The organism is Pseudomonas sp. GW823-FHT03E05, from assembly GCF_058796855.1.
Genome location: NZ_JBXAJB010000009.1, coordinates 60,405 through 84,892, shown reverse-complemented (window position 1 = coordinate 84,892; position 24,488 = coordinate 60,405). Strand labels below are relative to the sequence as shown.

General features: G+C 66.5%; 25 protein-coding genes and 1 riboswitch. Of the genes, 11 read left to right on the top strand and 14 right to left on the bottom strand.

What is annotated here, in order from left to right:
• Positions 1-132: 132 nt before the first annotated feature.
• From AC1RCO_RS28650 to AC1RCO_RS28605, 10 genes are all read right to left on the bottom strand, one after another.
• The gene (locus AC1RCO_RS28650) at positions 133-1,050 is read right to left on the bottom strand and encodes an ABC transporter substrate-binding protein (RefSeq protein WP_125063419.1); all 918 of its coding nucleotides are present in this window, start codon (positions 1,048-1,050) and stop codon (positions 133-135) included.
• Complete coding sequence (locus tag AC1RCO_RS28645; protein WP_053150508.1) at positions 1,043-1,795, bottom strand: (2Fe-2S) ferredoxin domain-containing protein; 753 nt, start codon at positions 1,793-1,795, stop codon at positions 1,043-1,045. Before AC1RCO_RS28645 ends, AC1RCO_RS28650 begins: the two co-directional genes overlap by 8 nt.
• Before the next feature lie 11 nt (positions 1,796-1,806).
• Entirely contained in the window at positions 1,807-3,732 is a 1,926-nt protein-coding gene (locus AC1RCO_RS28640) for a TonB-dependent receptor plug domain-containing protein (protein ID WP_492618323.1), read from the bottom strand.
• A 152-nt stretch (positions 3,733-3,884) separates the two neighbouring features.
• A riboswitch (cobalamin riboswitch) is annotated at positions 3,885-4,088 on the bottom strand.
• A gap of 216 nt (positions 4,089-4,304) precedes the next feature.
• Positions 4,305-5,378 (bottom strand): arginine N-succinyltransferase, encoded by a 1,074-nt coding sequence (locus AC1RCO_RS28635; protein ID WP_492618282.1) that lies wholly within the window; start codon positions 5,376-5,378, stop codon positions 4,305-4,307.
• 49 nt (positions 5,379-5,427) lie between these two features.
• A complete protein-coding gene (locus AC1RCO_RS28630) occupies positions 5,428-6,444 on the bottom strand; it encodes an arginine N-succinyltransferase (RefSeq protein WP_492575800.1) in 1,017 nt (338 codons plus the stop codon).
• A gap of 172 nt (positions 6,445-6,616) precedes the next feature.
• Positions 6,617-7,966: an APC family permease gene (locus tag AC1RCO_RS28625; protein WP_161467250.1), complete on the bottom strand. Its 1,350-nt coding sequence runs from the start codon at positions 7,964-7,966 to the stop codon at positions 6,617-6,619.
• Positions 7,967-8,181: 215 nt separating this feature from the next.
• The gene (locus AC1RCO_RS28620) at positions 8,182-8,934 is read right to left on the bottom strand and encodes an N-formylglutamate amidohydrolase (protein WP_492618281.1); all 753 of its coding nucleotides are present in this window, start codon (positions 8,932-8,934) and stop codon (positions 8,182-8,184) included.
• Positions 8,918-10,273 carry a type I glutamate--ammonia ligase gene (locus tag AC1RCO_RS28615; protein WP_492618280.1) on the bottom strand — a complete coding sequence of 452 codons (1,356 nt, stop codon included), beginning with the start codon at positions 10,271-10,273 and terminating at the stop codon, positions 8,918-8,920. The genes AC1RCO_RS28620 and AC1RCO_RS28615 overlap by 17 nt, the downstream gene beginning before the upstream one ends.
• A complete protein-coding gene (locus tag AC1RCO_RS28610; RefSeq protein ID WP_011060544.1) occupies positions 10,270-10,914 on the bottom strand; it encodes a cysteine hydrolase family protein in 645 nt (214 codons plus the stop codon). The genes AC1RCO_RS28615 and AC1RCO_RS28610 overlap by 4 nt, the downstream gene beginning before the upstream one ends.
• 2 nt (positions 10,915-10,916) lie before the next feature.
• A complete protein-coding gene (locus tag AC1RCO_RS28605) occupies positions 10,917-11,771 on the bottom strand; it encodes a MurR/RpiR family transcriptional regulator (protein WP_011060545.1) in 855 nt (284 codons plus the stop codon).
• A gap of 354 nt (positions 11,772-12,125) precedes the next feature.
• Between AC1RCO_RS28605 and AC1RCO_RS28600 the strand changes: the two genes are divergently transcribed.
• The gene (locus AC1RCO_RS28600; protein ID WP_210693719.1) at positions 12,126-12,701 is read left to right on the top strand and encodes a histidine phosphatase family protein; all 576 of its coding nucleotides are present in this window, start codon (positions 12,126-12,128) and stop codon (positions 12,699-12,701) included.
• A 191-nt stretch (positions 12,702-12,892) separates the two neighbouring features.
• Complete coding sequence (gene cobF, locus AC1RCO_RS28595; RefSeq protein ID WP_019093533.1) at positions 12,893-13,654, top strand: precorrin-6A synthase (deacetylating); 762 nt, start codon at positions 12,893-12,895, stop codon at positions 13,652-13,654.
• A gap of 134 nt (positions 13,655-13,788) precedes the next feature.
• Here the strand turns inward: cobF and ftrA are convergent, their stop codons facing one another.
• Positions 13,789-14,778, bottom strand: a complete 990-nt coding sequence (gene ftrA / locus AC1RCO_RS28590) for a transcriptional regulator FtrA (RefSeq protein ID WP_065363556.1) — start codon at positions 14,776-14,778, stop codon at positions 13,789-13,791.
• 103 nt (positions 14,779-14,881) lie between these two features.
• Here ftrA and AC1RCO_RS28585 point away from each other — a divergent pair, with 103 nt between their 5' ends.
• From AC1RCO_RS28585 to AC1RCO_RS28565, 5 genes are all read left to right on the top strand, one after another.
• Positions 14,882-15,316 carry a rhodanese-like domain-containing protein gene (locus AC1RCO_RS28585; RefSeq protein WP_011060549.1) on the top strand — a complete coding sequence of 145 codons (435 nt, stop codon included), beginning with the start codon at positions 14,882-14,884 and terminating at the stop codon, positions 15,314-15,316.
• A 274-nt stretch (positions 15,317-15,590) separates the two neighbouring features.
• On the top strand, positions 15,591-16,370 hold the full coding sequence (locus AC1RCO_RS28580; RefSeq protein WP_011060550.1) for an ABC transporter substrate-binding protein: 780 nt from the start codon (positions 15,591-15,593) through the stop codon (positions 16,368-16,370).
• A 103-nt stretch (positions 16,371-16,473) separates the two neighbouring features.
• On the top strand, positions 16,474-17,586 hold the full coding sequence (locus tag AC1RCO_RS28575; protein ID WP_492618279.1) for a succinylglutamate desuccinylase/aspartoacylase family protein: 1,113 nt from the start codon (positions 16,474-16,476) through the stop codon (positions 17,584-17,586).
• A 118-nt stretch (positions 17,587-17,704) separates the two neighbouring features.
• Positions 17,705-18,079, top strand: a complete 375-nt coding sequence (locus tag AC1RCO_RS28570) for a hypothetical protein (RefSeq protein WP_026020012.1) — start codon at positions 17,705-17,707, stop codon at positions 18,077-18,079.
• 62 nt (positions 18,080-18,141) lie between these two features.
• A complete protein-coding gene (locus AC1RCO_RS28565) occupies positions 18,142-18,858 on the top strand; it encodes an alpha/beta hydrolase (protein WP_011060553.1) in 717 nt (238 codons plus the stop codon).
• Positions 18,859-18,871: 13 nt separating this feature from the next.
• On the opposite strand, the gene AC1RCO_RS28560 is transcribed toward AC1RCO_RS28565, so the two are convergent.
• A complete protein-coding gene (locus tag AC1RCO_RS28560; protein ID WP_220224120.1) occupies positions 18,872-19,450 on the bottom strand; it encodes a DcrB/PsbP domain-containing protein in 579 nt (192 codons plus the stop codon).
• A gap of 154 nt (positions 19,451-19,604) precedes the next feature.
• The gene (locus tag AC1RCO_RS28555) at positions 19,605-20,390 is read right to left on the bottom strand and encodes a hypothetical protein (protein ID WP_492618278.1); all 786 of its coding nucleotides are present in this window, start codon (positions 20,388-20,390) and stop codon (positions 19,605-19,607) included.
• Between the two features lie 421 nt (positions 20,391-20,811).
• On the opposite strand from AC1RCO_RS28555, the gene folE reads away from it, so the two are divergent.
• Genes folE through AC1RCO_RS28540 form a run of 3 tightly spaced genes read left to right on the top strand, consistent with a single transcriptional unit; the run spans position 20,812 to position 22,452 of the window.
• The gene (gene folE / locus AC1RCO_RS28550) at positions 20,812-21,372 is read left to right on the top strand and encodes a GTP cyclohydrolase I FolE (RefSeq protein ID WP_019093528.1); all 561 of its coding nucleotides are present in this window, start codon (positions 20,812-20,814) and stop codon (positions 21,370-21,372) included.
• Positions 21,373-21,900, top strand: a complete 528-nt coding sequence (locus AC1RCO_RS28545) for a chalcone isomerase family protein (protein WP_220224122.1) — start codon at positions 21,373-21,375, stop codon at positions 21,898-21,900.
• Positions 21,901-21,924: 24 nt separating this feature from the next.
• Positions 21,925-22,452, top strand: coding sequence for a DUF3833 domain-containing protein (locus AC1RCO_RS28540; RefSeq protein ID WP_492618277.1), 528 nt, complete (start codon positions 21,925-21,927; stop codon positions 22,450-22,452).
• An 18-nt stretch (positions 22,453-22,470) separates the two neighbouring features.
• On the opposite strand, the gene AC1RCO_RS28535 is transcribed toward AC1RCO_RS28540, so the two are convergent.
• Entirely contained in the window at positions 22,471-22,926 is a 456-nt protein-coding gene (locus AC1RCO_RS28535; RefSeq protein WP_401401953.1) for a thiol-disulfide oxidoreductase DCC family protein, read from the bottom strand.
• A gap of 178 nt (positions 22,927-23,104) precedes the next feature.
• Here AC1RCO_RS28535 and AC1RCO_RS28530 point away from each other — a divergent pair, with 178 nt between their 5' ends.
• A complete protein-coding gene (locus tag AC1RCO_RS28530) occupies positions 23,105-24,403 on the top strand; it encodes an Nramp family divalent metal transporter (RefSeq protein WP_161467262.1) in 1,299 nt (432 codons plus the stop codon).
• Positions 24,404-24,488 lie beyond the last annotated feature (85 nt).

Sequence of the window (24,488 nt, the reverse complement as noted above, 5' to 3'; positions counted from 1 at the left end):
CGGCAAGCCGGCTCCTACGGGGGGCTCGCTGGTGGTTGTAGGAGCGGGCTTGCCCGCGAAGGCGTCTGTGGGTACGCCGCGGGGTCGGGGGTGTTCCCTTCGCCGGCAAGCCGGCTCCTACGGGGGTGGGGGTCAGTCGTGGGTGGGGTGCAGGCGCCGGGCCAGTTCCAGGGCGGTGCGGCCGCTGGCGATGCCCGGCACCAGTCGGGCGAAGGGGATGTCGATCAGTCGGTCTTCGCGCACCGCGCGCAATCGCGACAGCACAGGGTCGCTGTGCAGCAGCTGGCGTTTGCGCCGGGCGGGCGACCACAGGGCGTCGGCCAGGAGCATGGCGTCGGGGTCGTTGGCCAGCAGGGTCTCGCTGTCCACGGTCAGGCGCGGGCGGTCGATGGCGGCAAAGCTGTTGCGTGCACCGGCCGCTTGCAGCAGCACGCCGACAAACCCGCGCTGGCCCTGGCTGGCCAGGCCGTTGACTTCGCTGTCCAGGTAGAACACCGAAGGCGTCGGGCGCCCGCGGTACAGGGCCGCGGCGGCCTCCAGGTCGGCATCCATCTGGCCCACCAGTTGCTGCGCGCGGGCCTCCTGGCGCAGCAGCCGGCCCAGGGTCAGCAGGTCGCGGCGGATATGCCCGAAGTAGTCCTGGTCATGCCCGGCGCAGGCCGATTCCAGCAGGTAGCTGCCCACGCCTATGGCCCCCAGGCGTTGCCGGGAGCTGAAGTTTTCCGGGAAGGCCGAGGCGAAGCCGCCCACCACCAGGTCGGGTTTCAGGCTGTAGAGCACTTCTGCCGACGGGTACTGGCGGGCGATGACCGGCACGCCGTGGTAAAGCCCTTCGGCCTGGGCCTGGCCATCGTCGTCCAGATAGGCGACGCCGATCATCGACGGCCCGGCACCCAGGGCCAGCAGCAGGTCGGCGCTGTGCTGGTTGAGGGCGACGATGCGCTGGGGCGGGCCGTCCACCGTCCAGGTCCGGCCACAGTTCTGGTAGCTGTGTGCCAGGGCTGGCAGGGCCGTCAGCCACAGCAGCAGGCCGAGCAGTCTGCTAGGCATCCGCCGTTCCTCCGTAGGGCGCGGGAATCCGTAGATCCGCCACCGGTTCGCCCTGGACCAGGTGCTGCTGCACCAGGCGCAGCACCTCGCCGTCATCGCGCACCCGGTACCAGCAGCCGTCCGGGTGCACGGTGAGTACCGGCCCCAGGTTGCACGGGAACTGGCAGGCGGTGCGGGTCAGCAGCACGCCACCGGGCGTCTCCATGTGCTCCAGGCGCAGCAGTTCGCGGCGCAGGGTCTTCCACAGCGCCAGGGCGCCGCGCCGCACGCAGCGCGGGCCGGTGCACAGGAACACCTGGCGGGCATGGGGCGGCACCCGCGACCAGTCCGGGTCGCTCTGCACCGCGTTGACGTTGTCGCAGGCCAGGTGGCGCTCGCGCTGGCCGATGCTGGCGCAGGCCAGGGCCGCGTCCAGCCCGCGCCGGCCCAGGGCCTGGGCGGTGATCCACAGCCGCGGTGCCTGGGGGTGGGCCTGGGCCAGGCGCCCCAGCTCATCGCGCAGCCAGTCCAGGTAGGCACTGTCGGAGCTGGGTTCCAGGTCCACCACCAGCAGCTTCGCGCCGTCCTCGGGCAGGGCTTCGCCCAGCGCCGCCCAGAGGCTGTCGAAGCCGTCCAGGGTGTCGATCACCCGGGTGTCGGCGCCGTCGCCGCGCAGGGCCTCGAGCTCCTTGCGAAAGGCTTCGCCGAGGGCGCCGCCGTGCAGGCCGGGGCCGACGAACAGCACCCGTTGATAGTTCTCATGCATGTCGGTCGGCCTCAGAAGCGGTAGGTGTAGCGCACTTCGGTGGTGAAGGGGCGCCCCAGGTTGTCCACCGAGGGCGAGGTGCTGGTCATGCTGGTGCTGTAGTCGCGGTCGAACAGGTTCTCCACCAGCAGGCTCAGGCGGTGCTGCTGGGCCGTATCCAGGTAGCGATAGGCATCGGCGTCGACCACCGAATAGTGGCCGTAGTCGACGTTCTTCGGGCTGTCGATCTGGCCGATGTAGCGGACCGCACCACCCACGCCCCACATCCGGTCCAGGGCTTCGAAGCCCAGCCGCGAACGGGCGAAGAAACCGGGGATGTTGCTCAGGGTCACGCCGTTGCGCGACTCCAACAGGTTGCGGGTCATGTCCGCCTGCAGGGTCCATTGCGGGCTGAACTGCCAGCGCCCGTCGAGTTCGATGCCGCGCACCTTGATCCGGCCCTGGCCGTTGCTCCAGACATCGTTGGCGTCGAGGGTGATCAGGTCGTCGATTTTGCGGTGGAAGGCGCTGACGCTGGCGTTGAGTTCGCCGGCCAGCAGGCTGCCCTTGTAGTCCAGGCCGAGCTCGGCATTGAGGCTCTTTTCCGGCTTGAGGTCGGGGTTGCCTTTTTCGTAGTCCTCGTTGGCGTACAGCTGCTCGGCGTTGGGCAGCTTGAAGGCGCTGCCGTACTGGCCGCGCAGTTGCCAGTGGGGCGTCAGGTCGTAGAGCGAGGTGAGCATGCCCACGGTGGCGCTCTCGCCGCCGCTGATTTTCTCGTGGCGCACGCCCAGGCTCGGGTGCCAGTCGGGCAGGGCGTCGAACACCGGGCGCAGCTGGGTGTACAGGGCATTGGCCTGGGCCTGCTTGTTATCGATCTTCAGCACGTCGTCCTGGCCCTTGAACCACTGGTTGTCGGTGCCCAATACCAGCACGTGGCCGCCGTCCAGCTCGGCCTTGCCCTCGGCCTGCAGGCCCCAGTCGGTGAAGCCCCAGTAGTCGTTGTGGTTGCGCACCTTGAGGCTGGCGTCGTCGAGGCTGTCGATCCTGGTGTAGCGGGTGTCCCAGTCGTTGACATGGCCCTTGACGAAGTAGCTGAAGCCTTCGTCCAGGCGCTGCTCGAAGGTCGCGGTGGCGATCTGCTGGATGCGGTCGTTGGTGGTTTTCCGGTTGTTCACCGGGCGGGCGAAATCCAGGTTGGCGTCGCTGTACTGGTAGAACAGTTCCAGCCGCGAAGCGTCGCCAAGGCCCTGGATCGCCTTGGCGCCGAAGGTGGTCACTTCATAGCTGCGTTTTTTGTCCCGGGTGTTGGCGTTGTAGGCGTTGTTGCGAAATGGCTGGTAGCCATCGGAGACGTTGTGGCTGACATAGGCCAACAGCCCCAGCTCGCCCAGGCCGTTGCTGAGGATTTGCTCGGCGCGGGCGTCGCCGCTCCTGCCCACGAAACTGTCCAGGCCCAGGTTGACCTCGCCGGAGACGTCGCGGGTCTGCGGGCTGCGGGTGACGATGTTGATCACCCCGGACACCGCCTGTGTACCGAACAGCAGGCTCTGGCCACCCTTGAGCACCTCGATGCGCTCGATGGCGTTGGCCGGCAGGGTATCCAGGTACAGGCCGCCGTACAGGCGGTTGTTCAGGCGCACGCCGTCCAGCAGGATCAGGGTGTCGTCGTTGCGCCCGCCCAGCAGGGAGTAGGTGCCGTAGTCGAAGGGGCCATTCTTGGGCGCCACATACAGCCCCGGCACGTACATCTGCAGGACCCGGGTGATGTCGCTGCTGGGGCCGGCGCGTTCGATCTGCTGGCGGTCGATGATCTCCACCTTGCTGCCGTACCGGGCCATTTCGGCCACCGTGGTGGACTCCACCGAGGGGGCGGAAACAAATTGCCGGTCCAGCGTCAGGGGGCTGTCGTCCGCCAGCAGCAGGGGGCTGAACAGGCAGCCGAGCAGGGCGCCGCTCATGGTGCGGCCAGGTGCACGCCAGTCGCGTGCAAGGATAGTGTCAGGTGTTGTCATTGTTGGTCTTCTCGAAAGTGTCTTCGGGAAGCACGCAGGAGAGGGTATCGGCCACGGGCACGCGACCATACCGGCCCATGCCCGCCCACCGCAGGATTGCCAAACAGACGTCACAGGCCGGTCTCCGGGCTTGCGAGTCTGGCGGCATTCGCCTTCCCATACCTTGGGTACAGTGGCCTGTTGAATGCAGCACTCGCTTACCGTTGCGGGGGCAGCACCGGACTTGCCCGAAAAGGGGCGCACCGGTTTCCCGTTTCACCTCCTGCACGGCGGCAGGAGGCACCTGAAACTGGGCGGCATATGAACATCCGCCCCGGCGTTCGTCAACGTCGCGCCTGCCGCCAGGTGTTACCGGATTCATCGCCCTGACGCCTCTGTAGCCGCTGCCGAGCCCGCGAGGCTGCGCAAAGGCCCGCAGGGCCTTGCTTGGCAGTCTCATGTCGAGCGCCTCAGCGGTCTTGAGATTTCGCGCCCCTGCGGGCCGTTCTTCCGAACGCGGCCCGAGCCTGCGGCTGCGGCTACAGGAGCAGGGCGCTTTGCGGGGCCAGGTGCCGCTGTGCGTGCAGGGCCGTGCGTGACTCGCAGGCCAGCAGCGGCACCGCCCGTACCGAGTCGCCCGGCTGCAGTTGCAGGCGCTTGGCGGTCAGCCGGTCCACCAGCAGGCAACCCGAAACCAGGCGCCCGGGGGCGGCGGTGATGCGGCAGCTTTCCAGGCGCCGGTTGTGGATCAGCCACACCGGCGCCTGTGCGTCCGGAGTGCCCACCAGCAGGGGCAGGGTCTGGCTTTCGCGCACGCTGCGGATCTTCGCCACCTCGGCCTCGATCAGCGGCCCGCCATCGAAGATGTCGATGCAGCCCTGATGGCTGAAGCCTTCGTCGCGCAGGATGCTCACCGCCTGTTCGGTGCTGGCGTGGGCCTGGCCGATGGCGGCCTGCGCCTGGGGGCTGAGCAGGCAGGTGTACAGCGGCTGGCGCGGCATCAGTTCGGCGATGAAGGATTTGCTGCCGTGGCTGGACAGGCGATTGGCCTGCTGGAAACCCATCTTGAAGAAGTGCCGCCCCAGGCTGTCCCAGAACGGCGAGCGGCCCTGGCTGTCGAGCTGGCCGCGCAGTTCGGCCACCAGCTTGTCGCCGAACAGCCGGGGGAATTCGGCGACAAACAGTAGGCGCGCGGTGGACAGCAGGCGGCCGGTGTAGCCCTGGCGGTGATCGCGGCGCAGGAACAGCGAGCACAGCAGCGACTGCCCGGTCATCTCGTTGCACAGGAACAGGGTCGGAATGTGCTTTTCGATGCCCAGCACCGGGGCGCTGCCGTGGGTGGTGCCGACCCGGTAGTTGTAGCAGGGCTCGCGCAGGCCGATGGCGCCGCTCAGGCCGCAGACCCCGATCACCTGCTGCTCGTCATCTTCCATGACGAACAGGTAGTCGGCATCGGCCCGCTCCACCTGGTTGGCGAAGGTTCGCTGCGCCCAGCGCACCCGATGGGCCAGGCGCTCGGGGTCGGTGGACAGGTTGTTCAGTTCGCGACAGCTGCCTTCGAGCAGGCTCAAGACCGCCGGCAGATCGGTGACGCGGATCGGACGGACGATCATTGGCGGGCTCCTGGCAATGACGCCGGGCAGGGGGGCAACAGGGGCCGGTTCATAAGGCAACGCTCCGTACCGGCTCGCCCGGCGCCAGTTGCAGGGCCTGGAACATGGCCGGGTCGAGGCCGATTTCAGCGCCCGGGGCGGTGTCCAGCGCCGCGACTATGGCGCGAAAGCCCTGCAGCCGCTCGTTGCTCAGCAGCCACTGCTGGCCCTGGCCGCTCTGGGGGCTGGGGTAACTGGTGGCGACCCGGCTCTGGGCGATCGAGCGCAGTTGGTGGCTGCGCCCCTGAAGGGTCGGCCCGGCATCGAACAGGTCGACGTACTGGGTCGGCGCGAAGCCTTCGTCGATCAGGATCTGGCAGGCCTCCCGGGCATCCGGGTGAACCTGGCCGATGCAGTCCTGGGCCGCCTGCGCCAGCATCGGGATGTACAGCGGGTACTGGGGCATCAGTTCGGCGAGAAAGCCGCGGCCCTGCAGGGCGCACAGGCGCTCGGCCTCGACATAGGGCAGGTCGAAGAAGTGCTGGCCCACGGCTTGCCAGAACGGCGACTCGCCGTTGGCGTCGCTGTAGCCGACGATCTCGCTGATGCAGCTGTCGGCGAAGCGCCGGGGGTGGGCGGCGATGAACAGCAACCGCCCGCGGGAGGTGAGCTGGGCCAGTGGCGTACCGCCCAGCGGCGGGTCGACATGGAAGCTGCGCAGCAGGGTCTGTTCGCTGAGGTCGTGGCACAGCGACAGGGTAGGCACCCCGTGCTGGATGTTCAGCTCCCGGGAACTGCTGATGAACGGGCGGTTGCGCAGGCTGTAGAACGGGCTGGCAAAACCGGCAGTGGCGAGGATGTCCGAGCAGCCGCGCAACTGGCCGCTGTCGAGGTCCTCGAGCACCAGGAAATAGTTCTCCGGGCCCTGGCTGGCCTCGCTCTTGGCGAAGGAGGCCTGGGAATCGAGGATCTTGTCCCGCAGGCAGGTTTCGTCATCCACCAGGGAGGTGACGCCCAGCAGACGTTCGCGGGCCAGGCGCCGCAGTTGGGGCAGATCGGATAACGCCACCGGACGCAAGGCCAGCATGGGTGTACTCCTGTATCAAGGGCCGCTTGCCCCGGGGGGCAGGCACTGGCCAGACATCACTGTCGGTTACCACGCAGTTCCATGGCCGCGGCATCCGGCGGCCAGTCCCCGGGCCGCTCTTGCTGGCAGCGCCGGGGTTGGCGCGACGCCCTGGGGCGCCGCGCGGGTGCAACTAGTGCTTGAGCGGGTCGGGCAGGGCGGCACCGCTGCCCAGCTTGTTCAGCAGGAACAGGTAGATCAGCCCGGCAAGGATCCAGATGGCGCCGAGTTTCTGCGCATCCACGCCCATGTTGTACATGATGGCGCTGACGATCACGAAGCCGATCACCGGGCAGATCAGGTGGCGCACCACCTGGCCGGACTTCTGCCGGCGCCAGTAGAAATTGATCACGGTGATGTGCAGCAGCATGAAGCCGCTCAGGGCGCCGAAGTTGACCAGGGAGGTCAGGGTGTCCACCGAGTTGATGAACAGGTAGCAGATCAGCAGCGACAGCACCGCCACCAGGTAGATGCTGATGTGCGGGGTGTTGTGCTTGGGGTGGACCTTGGCCAGCACCTTGGGCAGCTTGCCGTCGCGGGCCATGCCGAACAGCAGGCGCGATACCGCGGCCTGCGAGGTGATGGCCACCGCCACGCCCCAGGCCAGCGCCGTGGCCACTCCGGTGAGAGTCGCCAGCCAGCTGCCGGCGGCCAGTTCGGCGATTTCATAGAAGGCGGTGTCGGCGGACTTGAAGCCCATGCCGGCGGCCAGGTCGGTGGCGATCCAGGTCTGTACCACGAAGATCGCGCCCATCACCACCAGGGTGATCAGCGCGGCGCGGCCGACGCTGCGGCCCGGGTCGCCCTTGACCTCTTCGGCGAGCGTGGAGATGGCATCGAAGCCGAGGAACGACAGCACCGCGATCGAGACGCCCTGCATCAGCATGCCGAAGTGGAAGTTCTCCGGGTTGTACAGCGGCGCCAGGGTCAGCTGGCCGTTGCCGGCGCCACCGTGCAGGGCATTCCAGGCGTAGAACAGGAAGATCCCCAGGACCGCCAGTTGCGCCAGCAGGAACAGGATGTTCATCCGCGCGGTGAAGGTGATGCCGCGCAGGTTGACGAAGGTGGCGCTGACCAGGAACGCCAGGATGAAGCCGACCTTGGGCACTTCCGGGTACAGGTGGTTGAGCGCCATGGCCGCGTAGACGTAGAGCAGCGGCGGAATCAGCAGGTAGTCCAGGAGCATCAGCCAGCCGGCAAGAAAGCCCACATGGGGGTTGAGGCCGCGCTGGGCGTAGGAATACACCGAACCGGCGATGGGAAAGGCGCGGGCCATGGCGCCGTAGCTCAGGGCGGTGAAGACCATCGCCACCATGCCGATGATGTAGGCCAGGGGCACCATGCCCGGGGCTTCCTGGTTGACGTAGCCGTAGACCCCGAACGGGGCGATGGGAATCATGAAAATCATCCCGTAGACCACCAGGTCACGCAGGCTCAGCCCGCGCTTGAGTTCCTGTTTGTAGCCGAATTCTTCAATCTCCATGAAGCCGTTCTCCTTGAGCCTGTGTAAGTGGGTAAAGGCGGGGCCCTGCGGGTCGTCATTGACACCTCGGGCCGCGCTTTCGTGTTTGAACCTGGCAGGGTTTAAAGACACACCACAGTGGTTTTTCTAGTTGTTGTACCGGTCCTGCAAACAGCGTTTTGGCGCGCAGGGTGAGTCCTTCGGGGCGCGCCGGTGAAACCTTCCTCTCGCCGCGGCTACAGCAGCGGCGCCAGTGTATCGCTCCAGTGCTGCACCGCTTCAGGGGTACGCAGCAGATCGTTGCGCACCTCGATCAATACCGACGCCAGGCCACGGGCGTCGCCGTGCACCGGCACGGTCATGTCGCTCAACGGATCGATCTCGTAGGGCTGGTTGCCCGCCACCTTGATCGGCAGCCTCCACAGCCCTTCGAGGATCCGCGCCGCGTAGTCGGTGGCGCTGCCATACAGCACGCCGATTTCCAGCGCGCGCGGCTGCCCGTAGTAGACCGGGGTGAAGCTGTGGATCCCCACCACCCGCACTTCACGGCCCTGGGCCAGGCGCCCGTCGATGATCCTTTGCAGGCGCTGGTGAAACGGCGTGAACAGCTGCTGGCGGCGGTACTCGCGAGTGGCCTCGTCCAGCTGCTGGTTGCCCGGCACCTGATAGATCTCGCTTTGCAGCGGGATGCTGTCGGGGGCGTGGCGCGGCCGGTTGAGGTCGATCAGCAGGCGCGAGTAATTGGCCGCGATCAGGGTCGCGCCCAGGGCCTGGGACAGGCTTTGGGCCAGTTCCAGGGCGCCCGGGTCCCAGGCGATGTGTTCGCGGGCCGCCAGCGGGTCCAGGCCCAGGTCGTGCAGGGCCGGTGGAATGTAGTGGCTGGCGTGTTCGCACACCAGAATCAGCGGGTGCTCGGAGTCTTCACGGATCAGGCGGTAGGCCGGCTCGGTGTAGAACCCCAGCTCGGCGGATTTAGTACAGGTGTCCATAGTGCTCACAGAGTTGGGCAGCGGTCAGGTGCTCGGTCAGGGACACTTCCTTTTGTTTGACGGCGAAGTAGGTGGCCAGCAGGTCCTGGGGCAGGAATTGCAGCAGTTCAGTGTTGCCGCGCAGGCATTCCAGGGCCTGGGGCAGGGAGCTGGGCAGCGGCACGATGCCACTGGCCAGGCGTTGCTCGGCGCTCAGGTCCGAGGGTGCCTTGTCGGTCACCGCATTGAGCACCCGTTGCTGTTCGAGGCCCAGGCGCCCGGCCATCAGGATGACCGCCATGGCCAGGTGCGGCGAGGCGGTGGCATCCAGGGCGCGGAACTCCAGGTTGTACTGCGGCGCCACCGGCTTGCCGCCCAGGCTCAGGGTCGGGCAGATGCGCAGCGAGGCTTCGCGGTTGCGCAGGCCCAGGCAGGCGTAGGAGGCGCTCCAGTGATGGGGCTGCAGGCGCTGGTAGGAAATCGGCGTCGGCGCGGTGAAGGCGCACAGCGCCGGCAGGTGCCTGAGCACCCCGGCGGCCCAGTGCTGGCCCAGGCTCGACAGGTCGTCGCCACTCACCGCGTGGGGGTCGTAGAGCAGTGGCTCGCCGTCCAGGTTTTGCAGGCTCAGGTGCAGGTGCACCCCGTTGCACACCGCGTCGTCGGCAGTCTTGGGCGCGAAGCTGACCCGGTGCCCCAGTTGCCGGGCGATTTCCCGGGTGATCTCGCGCACGTTCACCGCCCGGTCGGCAGCGGCCAGGCCCTGGGTCGGCCGGCAGGTGATCTCGTACTGCTGCTTGCCGTATTCGGGGAGGAACATTTCCGGTTCGGCGCCGGCGGCCCGCAACGCCGCCAGCAGCCAGCCACCGAAGGCCGCGCCCTGGCGCTGGGCTTCCAGGGAGAAGGCCAGGTGTTCGCGCTGGCCGGTGCCGGTGTCGAGGTTGAATTCATGCTCGAAGGCCGCGGTGATCTGGATGCCCAGCTCGCGGTAGCGCTCGATTTCCTTGCGCAGCAGGGTGCGCGGGCAGGCCGCCCAGGGCTTGCCGTCGGTCTCGCAGATGTCGGCGTGGATGAAATCCAGCGGCGCCGCGCTGGCATCCGGCCCGGCGCCGACACTGACCCGGCTGTCCAGGTCGGGGATCAGCCGCAGGTCGCCATAGGCGCCCCAGGGGTTGTCCTCGGCGATCAGGTCCTGGGGCGTCAGCGCGCTGTTGGCCGGCACCCAGCCGCAGCCGCCGACCTTGTAGCGCTCCAGTTCGTCGCTGGGAAAGGAGCGGCCACGGGTGACGCCGATCAGGTCGGTGGTGACGATGCTGGTCATGGCCACCGGGGTCAGGGCCTCGATGCCCTGGCCCCGGCTCATCCGCGGATCTCCCGCAGGCGGCCGAGCACGGTGTCGGTGTCGGTGATCCAGCAGTAGCCCTTGATTGCGTTGAGGCAGGCCTGGTGCCGGGTATCGCCGTAGGTGGCGCAGGCATCTTCCACCAGGGTCACCAGGTAGCCGCGGTCGGCGGCGTCGCGCACGGCCATGTCCACGCACTGGTCGGTGACGATCCCGGCGATGATCAGGTGGCGGGTTTCCAGGTTGCGCAGCACGTAGTCGATGTTGGTGGAGTTGAACACCCCGGAGGAGGTCTTGGGCAGCACGATCTCGTTTTCCACCGGCTCGAGCTCGGCAATGATCGCCGCCTGGGGGCTGCCCTTGGGCAGGTGCATGTCCGACAGCTTGTGGTCCAGGGAGCGGTCACGGCCATCGGCGGTCAGGCTTTCGATAATGGTGTGCAGCACGTTCTGCCGCGCCTCGCGCACCGCCGCCAGCAGCCGTTGCTGGTTGGGGATCACCCGCTCTCGTGCGCGCTTGAGAAAGGCCTCGCCCTCGGGCCCTTGCAGGTGCGGGTCGAACTGCGGTTCAAGCCACGCCCGCTGCATGTCCACCAGCAGCAGGGCGGTGTGGTCGACGACGAAGGGCAGGTCCCGGGGCGAACGGTGGGGCAGGCTGAACATCCTTATTTTTCCTCCAGCACATGGGTAGCAAATTCCGCCCGCAGGGCATCGATGCCCTCCAGGCGTTGATCAAGATGAGGGCTGCGCGGGGTCAGGCAGGCGACCAGCGCCTCGACCTGGGCCAGCGCCGGCACCAGGGTGTCGAATGGCGACAAGGATTCCACCGGTGCACTGATGACCAGGTCCGCCAGCTCCCGCAGCGGCGAGGCATAGATATCGGTGAACAGCACCACCCGGGCGTTGCGTGCCTTGACCGCGCTGGCCACGCGCATGGCCTGGGACTGGTAGCGGCGGTAGTCGAACAGCAGCACCAGGTCCTGGCGCTGGACATCGAACAGGCGGTCCGGCAGTTGGGCGTTGTCGTCAAGGAAGAAACAGCCCGGGCGCATCAGCCGCAGGTGGTTGAACAGGTAGAGGGCGAGGAAGCTGCTGAAGCGGCCGCCGAAGCAGTACACCGAATGCCGGCTGTCCAGCAGCCAGTCCATGAGCACGCGGATGTCTTCGGGCTGGGTCAGGGCCTGGGTGTCCTGCAGTACGCGCTGGCTGTCGGCCAGGTAGCGGCCCCAGGTATCGCCCTGGGCCACTTGCGAACGCGGGCGCAGCAGGGTGCTGGGGGAGCGCAGGCGGTCGTCCATGTCACTGAGCAGGGCTTCCTGGAATTCGCCGTAGCCGCTGAAACCGAGCTTCTTCACCAGGCGCACGATGGTCGGATCGCTGACCCCGGCGTGTTCCGCCAGGCGTGACATCGGCCCCAGCCCGTTGCGCGGGTAGTGATCGAGCAGGGCCCGCACGACCTTGCGCTCGGAGGGCGTGAGGTCGAGGGCGGGGTCGGTGATCAGGTCTCTGAGAGAGGGCATCGGGGTGCCTTGGAAAGTGATGTCGTTTTTATTTCATAAAATGGCGAAATGGATATTTATGTAATAGACGCTACATGTCTAGTGAATTTTCCTCTGATATCAAATTGCCCTGAAATGGGGCGGTTTCAGGTGGGAATCTGTTGTTGGCGGGGCGGGAAGCCACGGTGCGGGACGTAGGGGAGCGATCGAAACAGGGTCTGGCTTACGCCGAGCAGGCCGAATACAGTGGCGCGACCGCACCGGACAGGCACCGGCGTGCTGTTTTGCAATGAACCTTGGAGGCGGTTGCAGCAAAGATGTTGCATCTGCGCGGCCCGTGTAGGTTTGCCAATCGATAACGCCAGAGTAAACACCGTGCAGGCCACCCGTCTGACCCTGATCTGCCATGCCCGTACCGCCGCCCAGAAGCTGGCGCGTTTTCCCCGGGACGAACCCCTGGAGCTGGACTGGCAAGCCCAGGCCCTGAGCCGTGCCGGTGATTTCAAGCGCAGCATCCGGGTGTTGTGCGGGCCCGAGTTGCGCACCCGCCAGAGCGCCCAGCTGTTCAGCGCCGAGCATGAGGTGCAGGACGCCTTGCGCGACTGTGATTTCGGCGCCTGGCAGGGGCTGCGCATCGATGAACTGCAAGAGCGTGAACCCGAGGCGCTGCAGGCCTGGCTCAGGGACCCGCAGCTGGCGCCACCGGGAGGCGAATCCCTGGCCCAGTTGTGCCAGCGCGTGGCGCAATGGCTGGAGGTCATGGCGCAGCGCCCGGGCCACTGGCTGGCGGTGACCCATCCGTTCGTCATCCGCGCCGTGCTGGTGCAGGTGCTGCAGGCGCCGCTGGCCAGCTTCAACCAGATCGACATCGAGCCCCTGTCCCGGCTCGACCTGAGCCACGCCGGCCGCTGGCGCCTGCGCCTGCCCGGCCCCCCGACGCCATCCCGGTAGCCGCTGCCGAGCCCGCGAGGCTGCGCAAAGGCCTCGGGGGCCTTGCCTGGCCATCTCCCGCCGGACATGCAACGGCCCCAGGCCACCTTTCGCCGCGCCGATGCCCGCCGCCCCAGAGGGCTACAGAAGCATTTCTCATCAGGCCAAAGCGCCGCATACTGGCCCGCTGGCAAAACAGCGAGAGCAAGCCCATGAAAACCCTCCTGGTGATCGGCATCGGCGCCGGCAACCCCGACTACATCACGATCCAGGCGATCAAGGCGCTGAACCGCAGCGACGTGGTGTTCCTCATGGACAAGGGGCCGAGCAAGGATTCCCTGATCGACCTGCGGCGCGAGCTGTGCGAGCGCTACCTCACCGAGCGGCCCTTTCGTTACGTCGAGGCGCAGAACCCCGAGCGCGAGCGCGGCGACGTGGACTACCAGGCCAGTGTGCAGACCCTGAACCGCGACAAGCAGCAGGTCTTCGAGCGGCTGATCAACCAGGAACTGGCGGACGGTGAAACCGGCGCTTTTCTGGCCTGGGGCGATCCGGCGCTGTACGACAGCACCTTGCGTATCCTGCAGCAGATCCTGGCCAGCGGCGCGGCGTCGTTCGAGTACGAAGTGATCCCCGGCGTCACCAGTGTCCAGGCCCTGACGGCCCGGCACAAAGTGCCGCTGAACCGCATTGGCCGCTCCGTGGAAATCACCACCGGACGCCGCCTGGCAGCGGGGCAGGCCGGTTCCGCCGACAGCCTGGTGGTGATGCTCGACGCCGAGGACTCCTACCGCCACCTGCGCAACCAGGGCCTGGACATCTACTGGGGGGCCTACCTGGGCACCGCGGATGAAATCCTCATCAGCGGCCCCTTGGACCAGGTGGCCGATGAAATCCGTCGTGTGCGCCTGCAGGCCCGGCAGACCCACGGCTGGATCATGGACACCTACCTGCTGCGCAAACCCCAGGACTGACGCCCCGCCGGACCCGCGTCGACCGATTGCATCCCGCTCCTGCACGTCTCTTCTGCAGGAGCGGGCTTGCCCGCGAAAGCGTCGGGATGGACGCCGCCGGACCAGCGTCGCCCCCTTCGCCGGCAAGCCGGTTCCTACGACGGGCGCGGTGGTGTGGTGCTTTCCAGGCCGCGGCCGAAGCGTTCGCGGTACACCGACGGCGGTACGCCCACCAGGCCGCGAAAGGCCACGCGAAAGCTCTCCACCGAGCGATAACCGCAGCGCAGGGCAATGCTTTCGGTACTCTCGCTGCCGCTTTCCAGCAGTTCCCTGGCCCGGGCCAGCCGTTCATGCTGCAGCCAGGCCTTGGGCGAGGCGCCAGTGGCGTCGTGGAAACGCCGCAGGAAGGTGCGTTCGCTCATCAGCGCCCGGGCCGCCAGTTCGCTCACGCTCAGCGGTTGATGCAGGCGCTCCCGGGCCCATTGCATGACTCGCGACAGGTCGCTGCGCGGGGTACGGCTGACCGGTGCGGGAATGAACTGCGCCTGGCCGCCGGTGCGTTGCGGCGACATCACCAGGCGCCGGGCCACGCTGTTGGCCACCTGGGTGCCGAAATCCCGGGCCACCAGGTGCAGGCAGGCATCGATACCGGCGGCGCTGCCGGCGGAAGTGATCAGTTGCCCGGCATCGACATAGAGCACATCCGGGTCCACCCGGATATTCGGGTAACCCTCGGCCAGCTCGCGGGCGTAGCGCCAGTGAGTGGTGGCGCTACAACCATCCAGCAGCCCGGTCGCCGCCAGAACGAACACCCCGGAGCAGATCGACAGCAGCCGCGCACCGCGTTGGTGGGCCTGGCGCAGCGCTTCCAGCAACTTCGGCGGCGGCGCCTGCTCGCGGCTGCGCCAGCCGGGAATGATGATGGTCCGCGCCTGCTCCAGCAGCTCCAGGCCCCCGTCGGCCAGCACCTGGATCCCGCCCAGGGCACGCATCGGGCCGGGGTCCACGGCGGCGATGGTTTGCCGGTACCAGGGGAAATCGAACTCCGGCCGGGCCAGGCCGAAAATCTCCACGGCAATGCCGAACTCGAAGGTGCAAAGGCCGTCGTAGGCGAGAATCGCCACCAGTCCAGGGTGATTGTGCATTTGGCGGAAAGTTACCAGTCAGTGTCCGGGTCGCCACTTTAGCGTGGTGGGGCAGGGCCTATAAAGTCCTTCCCACCTTAATCGCAAGCTTCTGGAGACGCCCATGACCAGCCTGGTCCGCAGCACTGCCGCCGCCCCTTCGGCCATTGCCCTGATGCATTTTTGCAACCGCCTGACCTTTGAAACCGACTGTTCCGACGTCCACAGCAGCCAGGAGGCCGGTGAAGTGGATTTTGTCCTGGTGGATGTGCGTGGCCCCGAAGCCTTTGCCCGTGGCCATGTCCCCGGGGCGATCAATCTGCCCGGGCGCTTGCTCACCGCCGAACACCTGGCCGGTTATCCTCGCGACACCCTGTTCGTGGTGTATTGCGCCGGCCCTCACTGCAATGGCGCGAACAAGGCGGCGGTCAAGCTGGCGGCCCTGGAATACTCGGTCAAGGAGATGATCGGCGGTGTCACCGGCTGGCTCGATGAGGGCTTCCAGCTCAGTACCGGGCAACCGCGCCGCGAGGGAGCGGATCTGTCCTGCGCCTGCTGAAGGGCTGACTCCGCTGGTAGCGGCCTTGGGCTGCGGCTAGCGGGGATGTGTCGGTAAAAATGACCCGTTCTGAGGCGAACGTCGGGATTTTCAGGGGCAAACGCATCATGCCGGGGCGAGGGAGGAGGCAGAGGATCGCGGGCGCATATTTTTTATAAGTATTTGTCGCATAAACACAATTTGCATCCCGGGAGCCGCTCTAGACTGCTGGCCACTTCGATTTGCCCCCCAATCGAAACCAGCCAATAAAAGCCTCCGTCTCCTGGAGTTATAAATGAACAAGTTTGCGCTGTTCGGTGCCCTGGCACTGTCGCTGTTTTCCTTCACCGCTTCGGCCGACGAGGCCAAGCCGATCCGTATCGGTATCGAAGCCGGCTACCCGCCGTTCTCGATGAAGACCCCCGACGGCAAGCTCACCGGTTTCGATGTCGACCTGGGCAACGCCCTGTGCGAGCAGATGCAGGCCAAGTGCACCTGGGTCGAGCAGGAGTTCGACGGCCTGATCCCGGCGCTGAAAGTGAAGAAGATCGACGCCATCCTGTCGTCCATGACCATCACCGACGACCGCAAGAAGAACGTCGATTTCACCATCAAGTACTACCACACCCCGGCGCGCTTCGTGATGAAGGCCGGCACCAGCATCAAGGACCCGCTGACCGAGCTCAAGGGCAAGAAAGTCGGTGTGCTGCGGGCCAGTACCCATGACCGCTTCGCCACCGAAGTGCTGGTGCCGGCGGGCATCGACCTGGTGCGCTACGGCTCCCAGCAGGAAGCCAACCTGGACATGGTCTCCGGCCGCGTCGACGCGCTGCTGGCGGATTCGGTGAACCTCGACGATGGCTTCCTGAAAACCGACGCCGGCAAGGGCTTCGCCTTCGTGGGCCCTGAGTACAACGATCCGAAATACTTCGGCGGCGGTGCCGGCATTGCCGTGCGCAAGGGGGATCAGGAACTGGCCGGGAAATTCAACAAGGCCATCACCGAGATCCGTGCCAACGGCAAGTACAAGCAAGTGCAGGACAAGTACTTCGATTTCGACGTCTACGGCGAGTAAGCCCGGGCGTTGAAAAAGGTGGTTGCCGGGGGCCGGCAGCCACCTTTTTTGTGCGCCACTGTTTTATTCTGCGCCACGCCTTTTTCTGATCTCCGGAGTTGCCATGCAACGCATCGACCATTCCTTGCCCTGGGGCCACCTGGGCACCCAGCGCCAGCTCAGTGTGTTCCGCTTTGGCAGCGGCCCGCGCAAGGTGTACATCCAGGCCAGCCTGCACGCCGACGAACTGCCCGGCATGCGCACTGCCTGGGAGCTCAAGCAGCGCCTGGCGCAGCTGGAGAGCCAGGGGCGCCTGCAGGCTGTGGTCGAGCTGGTGCCGGTGGCCAATCCCATCGGCCTCGACCAGCAGGTGCAGGGCAGCCATCTGGGGCGTTTCGAGCTGGGCAGCGGCAAGAATTTCAATCGCGCCTTCGTCGAGCTCAGCGGCCCGGTGGGCGACTTGATCGGCAAGCAACTGGGGGGCGACGCCACGGCCAATATCGCCCTGATCCGCCGGGCCATGGTCCAGGTGCTGGATGAGCTGCCAGCGGCTGATTCGCAGCTGCAAGCCCTGCATCGCTTGCTGTTGCGCCATGCCTGCGACGCCGACATCACCCTCGACCTGCATTGCGATTTCGAAGCGGCGATCCACCTCTATGCCTTGCCCCAGCACTGGCCTCGCTGGCAGTCCCTGGCGGCGCGGCTCAAGGCCGGGGTGGCGCTGTTGTGCGAAGACTCCGGCGGCAGCTCTTTCGATGAATCCTGTTCCGCGCCCTGGCTGCGCCTGGCCCGGGACTTTCCGCGGGCGGCGATTCCCCCGGCAAACCTGGCCGCCACCCTGGAGCTGGGCAGCATGGGCGACACCCGGGTGCAGCAGGCCCGGGCCAACTGCGAAGCCATCCTGGGGTTTCTCGCCGAACAGGGGCTGATCAGCGGCGAGTGGCCGGCCGCTGCGCAGCAGTGCTGTGAAGGCATGCCCTTCGAAGGCACTCAGTACCTGTTCGCCCCCCACCATGGCGTGGTCAGTTTCCTGCGCGATGCCGGAGAGTGGGTGGAGCGTGGCGATGCGTTGTTCGAAGTGGTGGACCCCTTGAGCGATCGCGTCAGCACCGTGTGTGCCGGCACCAGCGGCGTGCTCTTTGCCCTGGACCGTGGGCGCTACACCCAGCCGGGCATCTGGCTCGCCAAGGTGGCCGGCCGCGAGGCGATTCGTGAAGGCAAGCTGATCAACGACTGAACCGCCACCGCAGGGGGCGATCGGGCGTTGGCTGGCCAGCGCAAGCTGCAGCGCGCCCACCCCTTGATCCGGCGTCACGCCCTGCGCCGGCCAGCCGGCTCCTATGACAGATGTGCCCATGCCCCGAGTGTCGCTGTGCATCCGCCTGCTGTTCGCCCTGTGTCTGCTGGCGGCGACGTTCAATCACCTGCGCGCCGCCTTCGAGCATGGCCTGCTCTGGGATTATGGCTACGGCGCCGCCACGCCCCTGGCCAGCCGGGCCTTCTGGGGCTCCCTGACGCTGTTCGATCCGCTGGCGGCGCTGCTGCTGTTGGTGCGCCCGCGCTGGGGCCTGCTGCTGACCCTGGCAATCATCCTGCTGGATGTGCTGCACAACAGCCTCTACGTGGCGGCCCATGGCCAGTGGCTGGAGACCTTCTACCTGTCCCAGGTGGGGTTTGCGCTGGCGGTGCTGCTGTGCTTGCCGCTGGCCTGGCGCGGGCTGGGCAGATGAACGCTCGGGACTGGCAGTGCTAGGCTCTGGCGACCCGTTTTTACCCCTTCAAGGAGCTACACATGATCCGCTACCTGGCGCTGTTGGCGCTGCTGGCCGCGCCTTGGGTGCAGGCCGCCGATGCACTGCACGATGACCTGCCGCTCAAGTACCTGGAGCAGGCCCCGGCCGAGCCGCGCAACCAGCCGCTGGTGATTTTCCTGCATGGCTACGGCAGCAACGAGGCCGACCTGTTCGGCCTTCGCCAGCGCCTGCCGGCGAGCTACACCTATGTGTCGGTGCGGGCACCGCAGACCCTGGAGGAGGGCAGCTACCAGTGGTTCCACCGCAAGGGCCAGGGCCCCTACGATGGTGTGACCAGCGAGCTGGCCAGCGGCGCCGAGCTGATCGGCCAGTTTGTCCGCGCGGCGCTGGCCAAGTACCAGACCCAGCCGGACAAGGTGGTGCTGGTGGGGTTCAGCCAGGGCGCGGTGATGGCCTATGAAGTGGGCCTGCGCCATCCGCAGTCGGTGCGGGGCATCGCCGCCTTGAGCGGGAAGATCCTGCCGGTGCTGGCAGCGCAGGTGAAGAACAACCCGAGCCTGCAGCGCCTGGGCATCTTCATCGGCCATGGCACCCTTGACCAGCGCCTGCCCTACAGCGATGCGGTGGATGCCCAGCGCTTGCTGCAGGGGTTGTCACTGCAACCGCAGTTCCATGCCTACCCGGGCCTGGGGCACAGCATCAGCGAAGCGGAGATCGACGACCTCAAGGGCTGGCTGCAGGGGCTCAACCCCTGAGCCGGCACGGGGTCTACTGACCGAGGATCTGCTTCATCAGCGCGGTGTGGCCGGCCTTGTCGGTGGCCCGGGAAATTATCTGGATCACCGCCATGCGTGTGCCGGAGCCGGCAATCAGGGTGGAGTTCAGGGTCAGGCCGCCGCCCATGGTGGCGGTGCTGTCGATCTGGCGCACGCCAAGGCCCTTGAGGGTCATGTTCTTTTCGCTTTGCTTGCTGAAATCCGGCAGCGCCGCGGCCTGTTGCGCGAGAAAGCCGCTGACCGCGTCATCGAGAAAGGCGGCGTCGTTGTCCTGGACCTTGGCCCCATGGGGAATGGTGTTCTGCGCCGCGATCACCACGGTACGGGTGGTGGCGTTGGAATACAGGGTGCCGCTGGCGCCCTCGGTGCCATTGGCCTCGCTGCCGGCCGGCAGTACCGAAGCGCTGAACCCCTTGGGCAGGGTGAAGGCGAGCTTGCCGTCGAGGACTGCGACCTTCTCCCCCGAGGCCTGCCTGGCCGCGGATTTGCTGGCGGCGACCGCGTTCAGCGCGCCCAGGCCCGCCACGGTAGCGAACACCAGGACCAGGGCTTTTCTAGCGAAAGATGACATGCGCAATCTCCGGGCAGTGATCAAAGGCGCGCATCATCCCACGGCCGTTGCGGCCTGCTCCACAAGGATTTTTCAGCGCGGCTCCGATGACGGCCAGCCAAGGCTTGTAGGAGCTGGCTGGCCAGCGAAAACTTCCGCCAGCCCGGTGCAAGACTCAAGGGCCCCTGTGCCGGCCAGCCGGCTCCTGCACAGTGGCTCGCAACAGCCGCTTGCTCAGCCCCAGGACCAGCATCGACGCTGCCAGCGCCACCGCGAAGGCGAGCATGCCCAGCGGGGGCAGGGCCAGTGCCAGGGCCAGGCAGAAGGCGGCGAAGGCGTACAGGCCGGTGGTCAGGGAGCGCAGCAGGACAGTGGTGAAGGCCACGCCACGACTCTGATGGGAGAACACCGCAAGGACGCTGCCAAGCACCGGGAACACCGCGAGCATGCCGCTCCAGCGTTCGCCAACGGTGCTGGCCAACAGGGTCACGGCCAGGGTCAGCAGGGCACCGGCGAGCATCCGGTAGGGCAGTTTGTCGGAGCGCGGCCCCGGGCTGGGGGGCAGTTCGCCCACCGGCGGAAACAGCCGTGGGGCCAGGAGCAGGGCGCTGGCGGCGCAGAGGCTGGAAAAACCCAGGGATGGCGGCACCTGGGCGATGACCGTGGCCAGCAAGGCCCACACCAGGGTCGCAATGGCCAGGGCCCCGGGCCAGGAGAAGCACTGAGCGGCATGGGTATAGGCGACGCTGAAGGCGATCATCGCGAACACCGCCGACAGGGCCGCCACCGCGGCATGGGTGGCGAACACCTGGCCCTGCTCCAGGGCCAGGAACAGCAGGATCGGCCCCACCACCACGGGAAACCCCGCCAGCCAGCCAGCGACATTCGGGCCCCAGCGCTTGCTCGCCAGGGAGATCAACCACAGAAATCCGGGAACGGTCAGCAGTTTCAACAGCAGCATGGGCGCACTCGGCGGATGAACGGTGCGCCACGCTAGCATCCAACGAAGCGATTGGCGCGTATCTGCAGGCAGGGAAGTGGTCGGGAGTGAAGTGCAGGGTCGTTTTTTCTTGTACAGATAAAAAGTATTGAATCGATTAAAGGTTTATTTGTACAAGTATTTGGGCTTAAAAGGCATTTTTAGCCGATAAAAATTGTACAAAAATTAATTTGTCGTATAGGTTTTTAAGGTGTGGGATGTGCTGATAGCTGCTCAGTTTTTCAAGGGGCGGCGGTCGCTGCCCACGCTTTTTGGGCTCCGAGGTCAGGCCCGGGTGGAACCGGGGCTGGGTCAGTTAGGTGGTCGACCACCTCGGAGGCCTTTTTTCCTTGGCACGTGCAAGGAATTGCCCGCCCTGCCAGCCTTTCGGAAGCCATGCGCCATGCACGATCCTCTCTCCCAGCACTTTCACGGCATTTTGCAGGGGTTGGGTGAAGACCCGACCCGCGAGGGCTTGCGGGACACCCCGCAGCGAGCCTCAAAAGCCTTGCGTTATCTGTGCCATGGTTACGAAACCAGCCTCGAAGAACTGGTCAACGGTGCGTTGTTCAGCTCCACCAGCGACGAGATGGTGATGGTCCAGAACATCGAGTTGTATTCCCTGTGCGAGCACCATTTGCTGCCGTTCATTGGTCAGGCTCATGTGGCTTACATCCCCACCGGCAAAGTGCTGGGCCTGTCCAAGGTGGCGCGGATCGTCGACATGTATGCGCGACGCCTGCAGATCCAGGAGACCCTCACGCGGCAGATTGCCGAGGCGATCCAGGAAGTGACCCGGGCGGCCGGGGTGGCGGTGGTCATCGAAGCGCGGCACATGTGCATGATGATGCGCGGGGTCGAGAAGCAGAACTCGCTGATGAACACCTCGGTAATGCTGGGGGCCTTTCGCGAGTCGGCCAGCACCCGCCAGGAGTTTCTTCAGCTGTTGCGCAGGCAGCCTTGAATGAAACGCAGGCGGCGAGTGGGCGTGGCCCGGTTGCTGTGGCTGCTGGTGCTGCTCAGCGCTACGGCCAGTGCTGGTTGGCAAGAGTCGTTGCCCAATGCGCGGCTGCTGGGCAGCGGTGAGTTCAGCTGGTTCGGCTTCAAGGTCTACACCGCGCGGCTCTGGGGCACGACGTTGCCATTGACGGCCGATCGCCCCTTCGCCCTGGAACTGACCTACCGACGCACGATCAGCCGCGGCGATCTGGTGCAGTCCAGCCTCGACGAGATCCAGCGCCTGTCCGGCAGCGCGGTGAGCCCGGCGCAACTCAAGGACTGGCAGGCGCAGATGCAGCGCGCCTTCGTCGATGTCGAACCGGGCCAGCGCATCACCGGGGTGTTCCTGCCCGGGCGCGGGGTGCAGTTCTTTGTCGACCAGCGCTTGCAGTACAGGGTCGAGGACGAAGCCTTCGCCCGAGCGTTTTTCGCCATCTGGCTCGACCCGCGCACGCGCAATCCGCAGTTGCGCGCACAACTGCTGGGCCAATAGCGGGCGCAGCACAGGAGATATTCCATGCTCAAGCAATACTTGCTAGTGCTGTGCCTCGGCCTGGTCGCATGCAGCGACACCGACGTCAAGCAGTACCGTGACCAGGAGCCCGAGCTGGAACTGCGGCAGTTCTTCAGTGGTCGTGTCGAGGCCTGGGGCCTGTTCCAGAAGCGCTCCGGCGAGGTGATCAAGCGCTTTCATGTGCAGATCGACAGCCGCAGCGAAGGCGAGAAATTCATCATGCACGAAGACTTCACCTACAGCGACGGCACCCGCCAGACCCGGGTCTGGACCCTGGTCCCCACGGGGCCCGGGCTGTGGCGCGGGACCGCCGATGATGTGGTCGGCGAGGCCCGGGGTGAGGTCGCCGGCAATGCCCTGCGCTGGCGCTACGTGCTCAACCTGCCGGTGGATGGCAAGACCTACCAGGTGCACTTCGACGACTGGATGTACCTGTTGGACGAAAACACCCTGGCCAATCGTTCCTACATGACCAAGTTCGGCTTCGAGCTCGGGCAGGTGACGCTGTTCTTCCGGCGTCAGCCCGGCTGATCGGGCCGGGTCGGGGCCTCAGGACGGGTCGTCGAGAAAGCGCCCCTGGTGATCCGGGCTCGGCAGTAAACAGACGTCGAGACGGCCGAACAACCGATAGCGATTGCGCGCAATAAGGTCGTAGACCCAATCCCGCAGCGGCCGGGGAACCCCGCGCAACAGCCGCAGCCAGCGCCAGGGCGCCGGCAGTTGCGCCATCAGGCGGATAAACGCATCGGAGCGCTGGGACAGCCGGCCTTCCTCGATCAGCAGCACGCTGTCGAACTGTTCGGTGGGCAGGCCGAACCAGGCCAGCAGCGCCTGGCCATGGGGCGATTGCACCGAGGCCAGCTTGATCCGCCGCTGGGTGTCGTGGCGGATGACGAAGCGCACCGAGGCATTGCACAGCTTGCACACGCCATCGAACAGCAGCACCCGGTCGCCGGGTTGCAGGAAAGGGGGCAGAGGTTCGGGGGGCGTCGCAGTGCTGTTCACAGGGCTACCTTGGGCCAGAAAATACTCACTGCCGAATGTTTCGGCGCAGGGCACAACCTGCGCAGCATACTCGCCTTGGCGGGGTAAATTCAGGCTTGGGTGCCCGCATTGAAACGTCTAAGCTGGGCCCCTGCGCCAATCCGCCTGGGAAATATCCGTGAAATTCAGCTTGCCGAAAATCGCCACCGCGCCCTTTTGCCCACCGGAGGTGGCGGGTTCCGTCGCCGTCGACCCCGGCGCTTCCCTGTGGCGCCGCCTGCTGCGCTTTGCCGGCCCCGGGCTGCTGATTTCCATCGGCTACATGGACCCCGGCAACTGGGCCACGGCCATCGAGGCCGGTTCGCGCTACGGCTACAACCTGCTGTTCGTGGTACTGCTGGCGAGCCTGGCGGGGATGGCGGTGCAGTGCCTGTGTTCCCGCCTGGGGATCGCCACCGGGCGCGACCTGGCCCAGCTCTGCCGCGAGCGCTACAGCACCCGTTCGGCGCGCACCCAGTGGCTGCTGGCAGAGGTTTCGATCATCGCCACCGACCTGGCCGAAGTGCTGGGCTGCGCCCTGGCGTTCCACCTGCTGCTGGGGGTGTCCCTGAGCACCGGGATCGTCATCACCGCCTTCGACACCCTGCTGGTGCTGGCCCTGCAGAACCGCGGCTTCCGCCGGCTGGAGGCGATCATGCTGGCGCTGGTGGCGACCATTGGCGTGTGCTTCTTCATCGAGCTGCTGCTGATCAAGCCCTACTGGCCGGACGTGGCCCGGGGCTTTGTACCCTCGCTCTCGGCCATCGGCGACGCCGCGCCGCTGTACCTGGCCATCGGCATCCTCGGCGCCACGGTCATGCCCCACAACCTCTACCTGCACACCTCCGTCGTGCAAACCCGGCTGGTGGGCAACGACCGCGCCAGCCGCGCCGACGCCATCAAGCTGGCGCGGATCGACACCATCGGCTCGCTGGCCCTGGCGCTGCTGGTGAACGCGGCGATCCTGATCCTCGCCGCCGCGGCCTTCCACAACACCGGCCACAGCGATGTGGTGGAGATCCAGGACGCCTACCACCTGCTCGACCCGCTGGTGGGCGGGGCCCTGGCCAGCGTGCTGTTCGGCGTGGCGCTGCTGGCTTCGGGGCAGAGCTCGACCTTCACCGGGACCATTGCCGGGCAAGTGATCATGGAGGGTTACCTGAACCTGCGGATTCCCTGCTGGCAGCGGCGCCTGATCACCCGTGGGCTGGCCCTGATCCCGGCGTTCATCGGCGTCTGGCTGCTGGGTGACGGCGCCGTGGGCCAGTTGCTGGTGCTGAGCCAGGTGGTGCTCAGCCTGCAACTGCCGTTCGCCCTGTACCCGCTGATCCGCATGACCAACGACCGGCGCCTGATGGGCGAGTTCGTCAACCGCTGGCCGACCCGGATCCTCGCCTGGAGCCTGTTCGCCATCATCAGCGCGGCCAATGCCTGGCTGATCCTGCAAATGGCCCTGTAGGAGCCGGCTTGCCGGCGAAGGGGCCCCTGGATCCTGCACAAGCCTTGCCGCCGCCTTCGCTGGCAAGCCAGCTCCTACGGGTGGA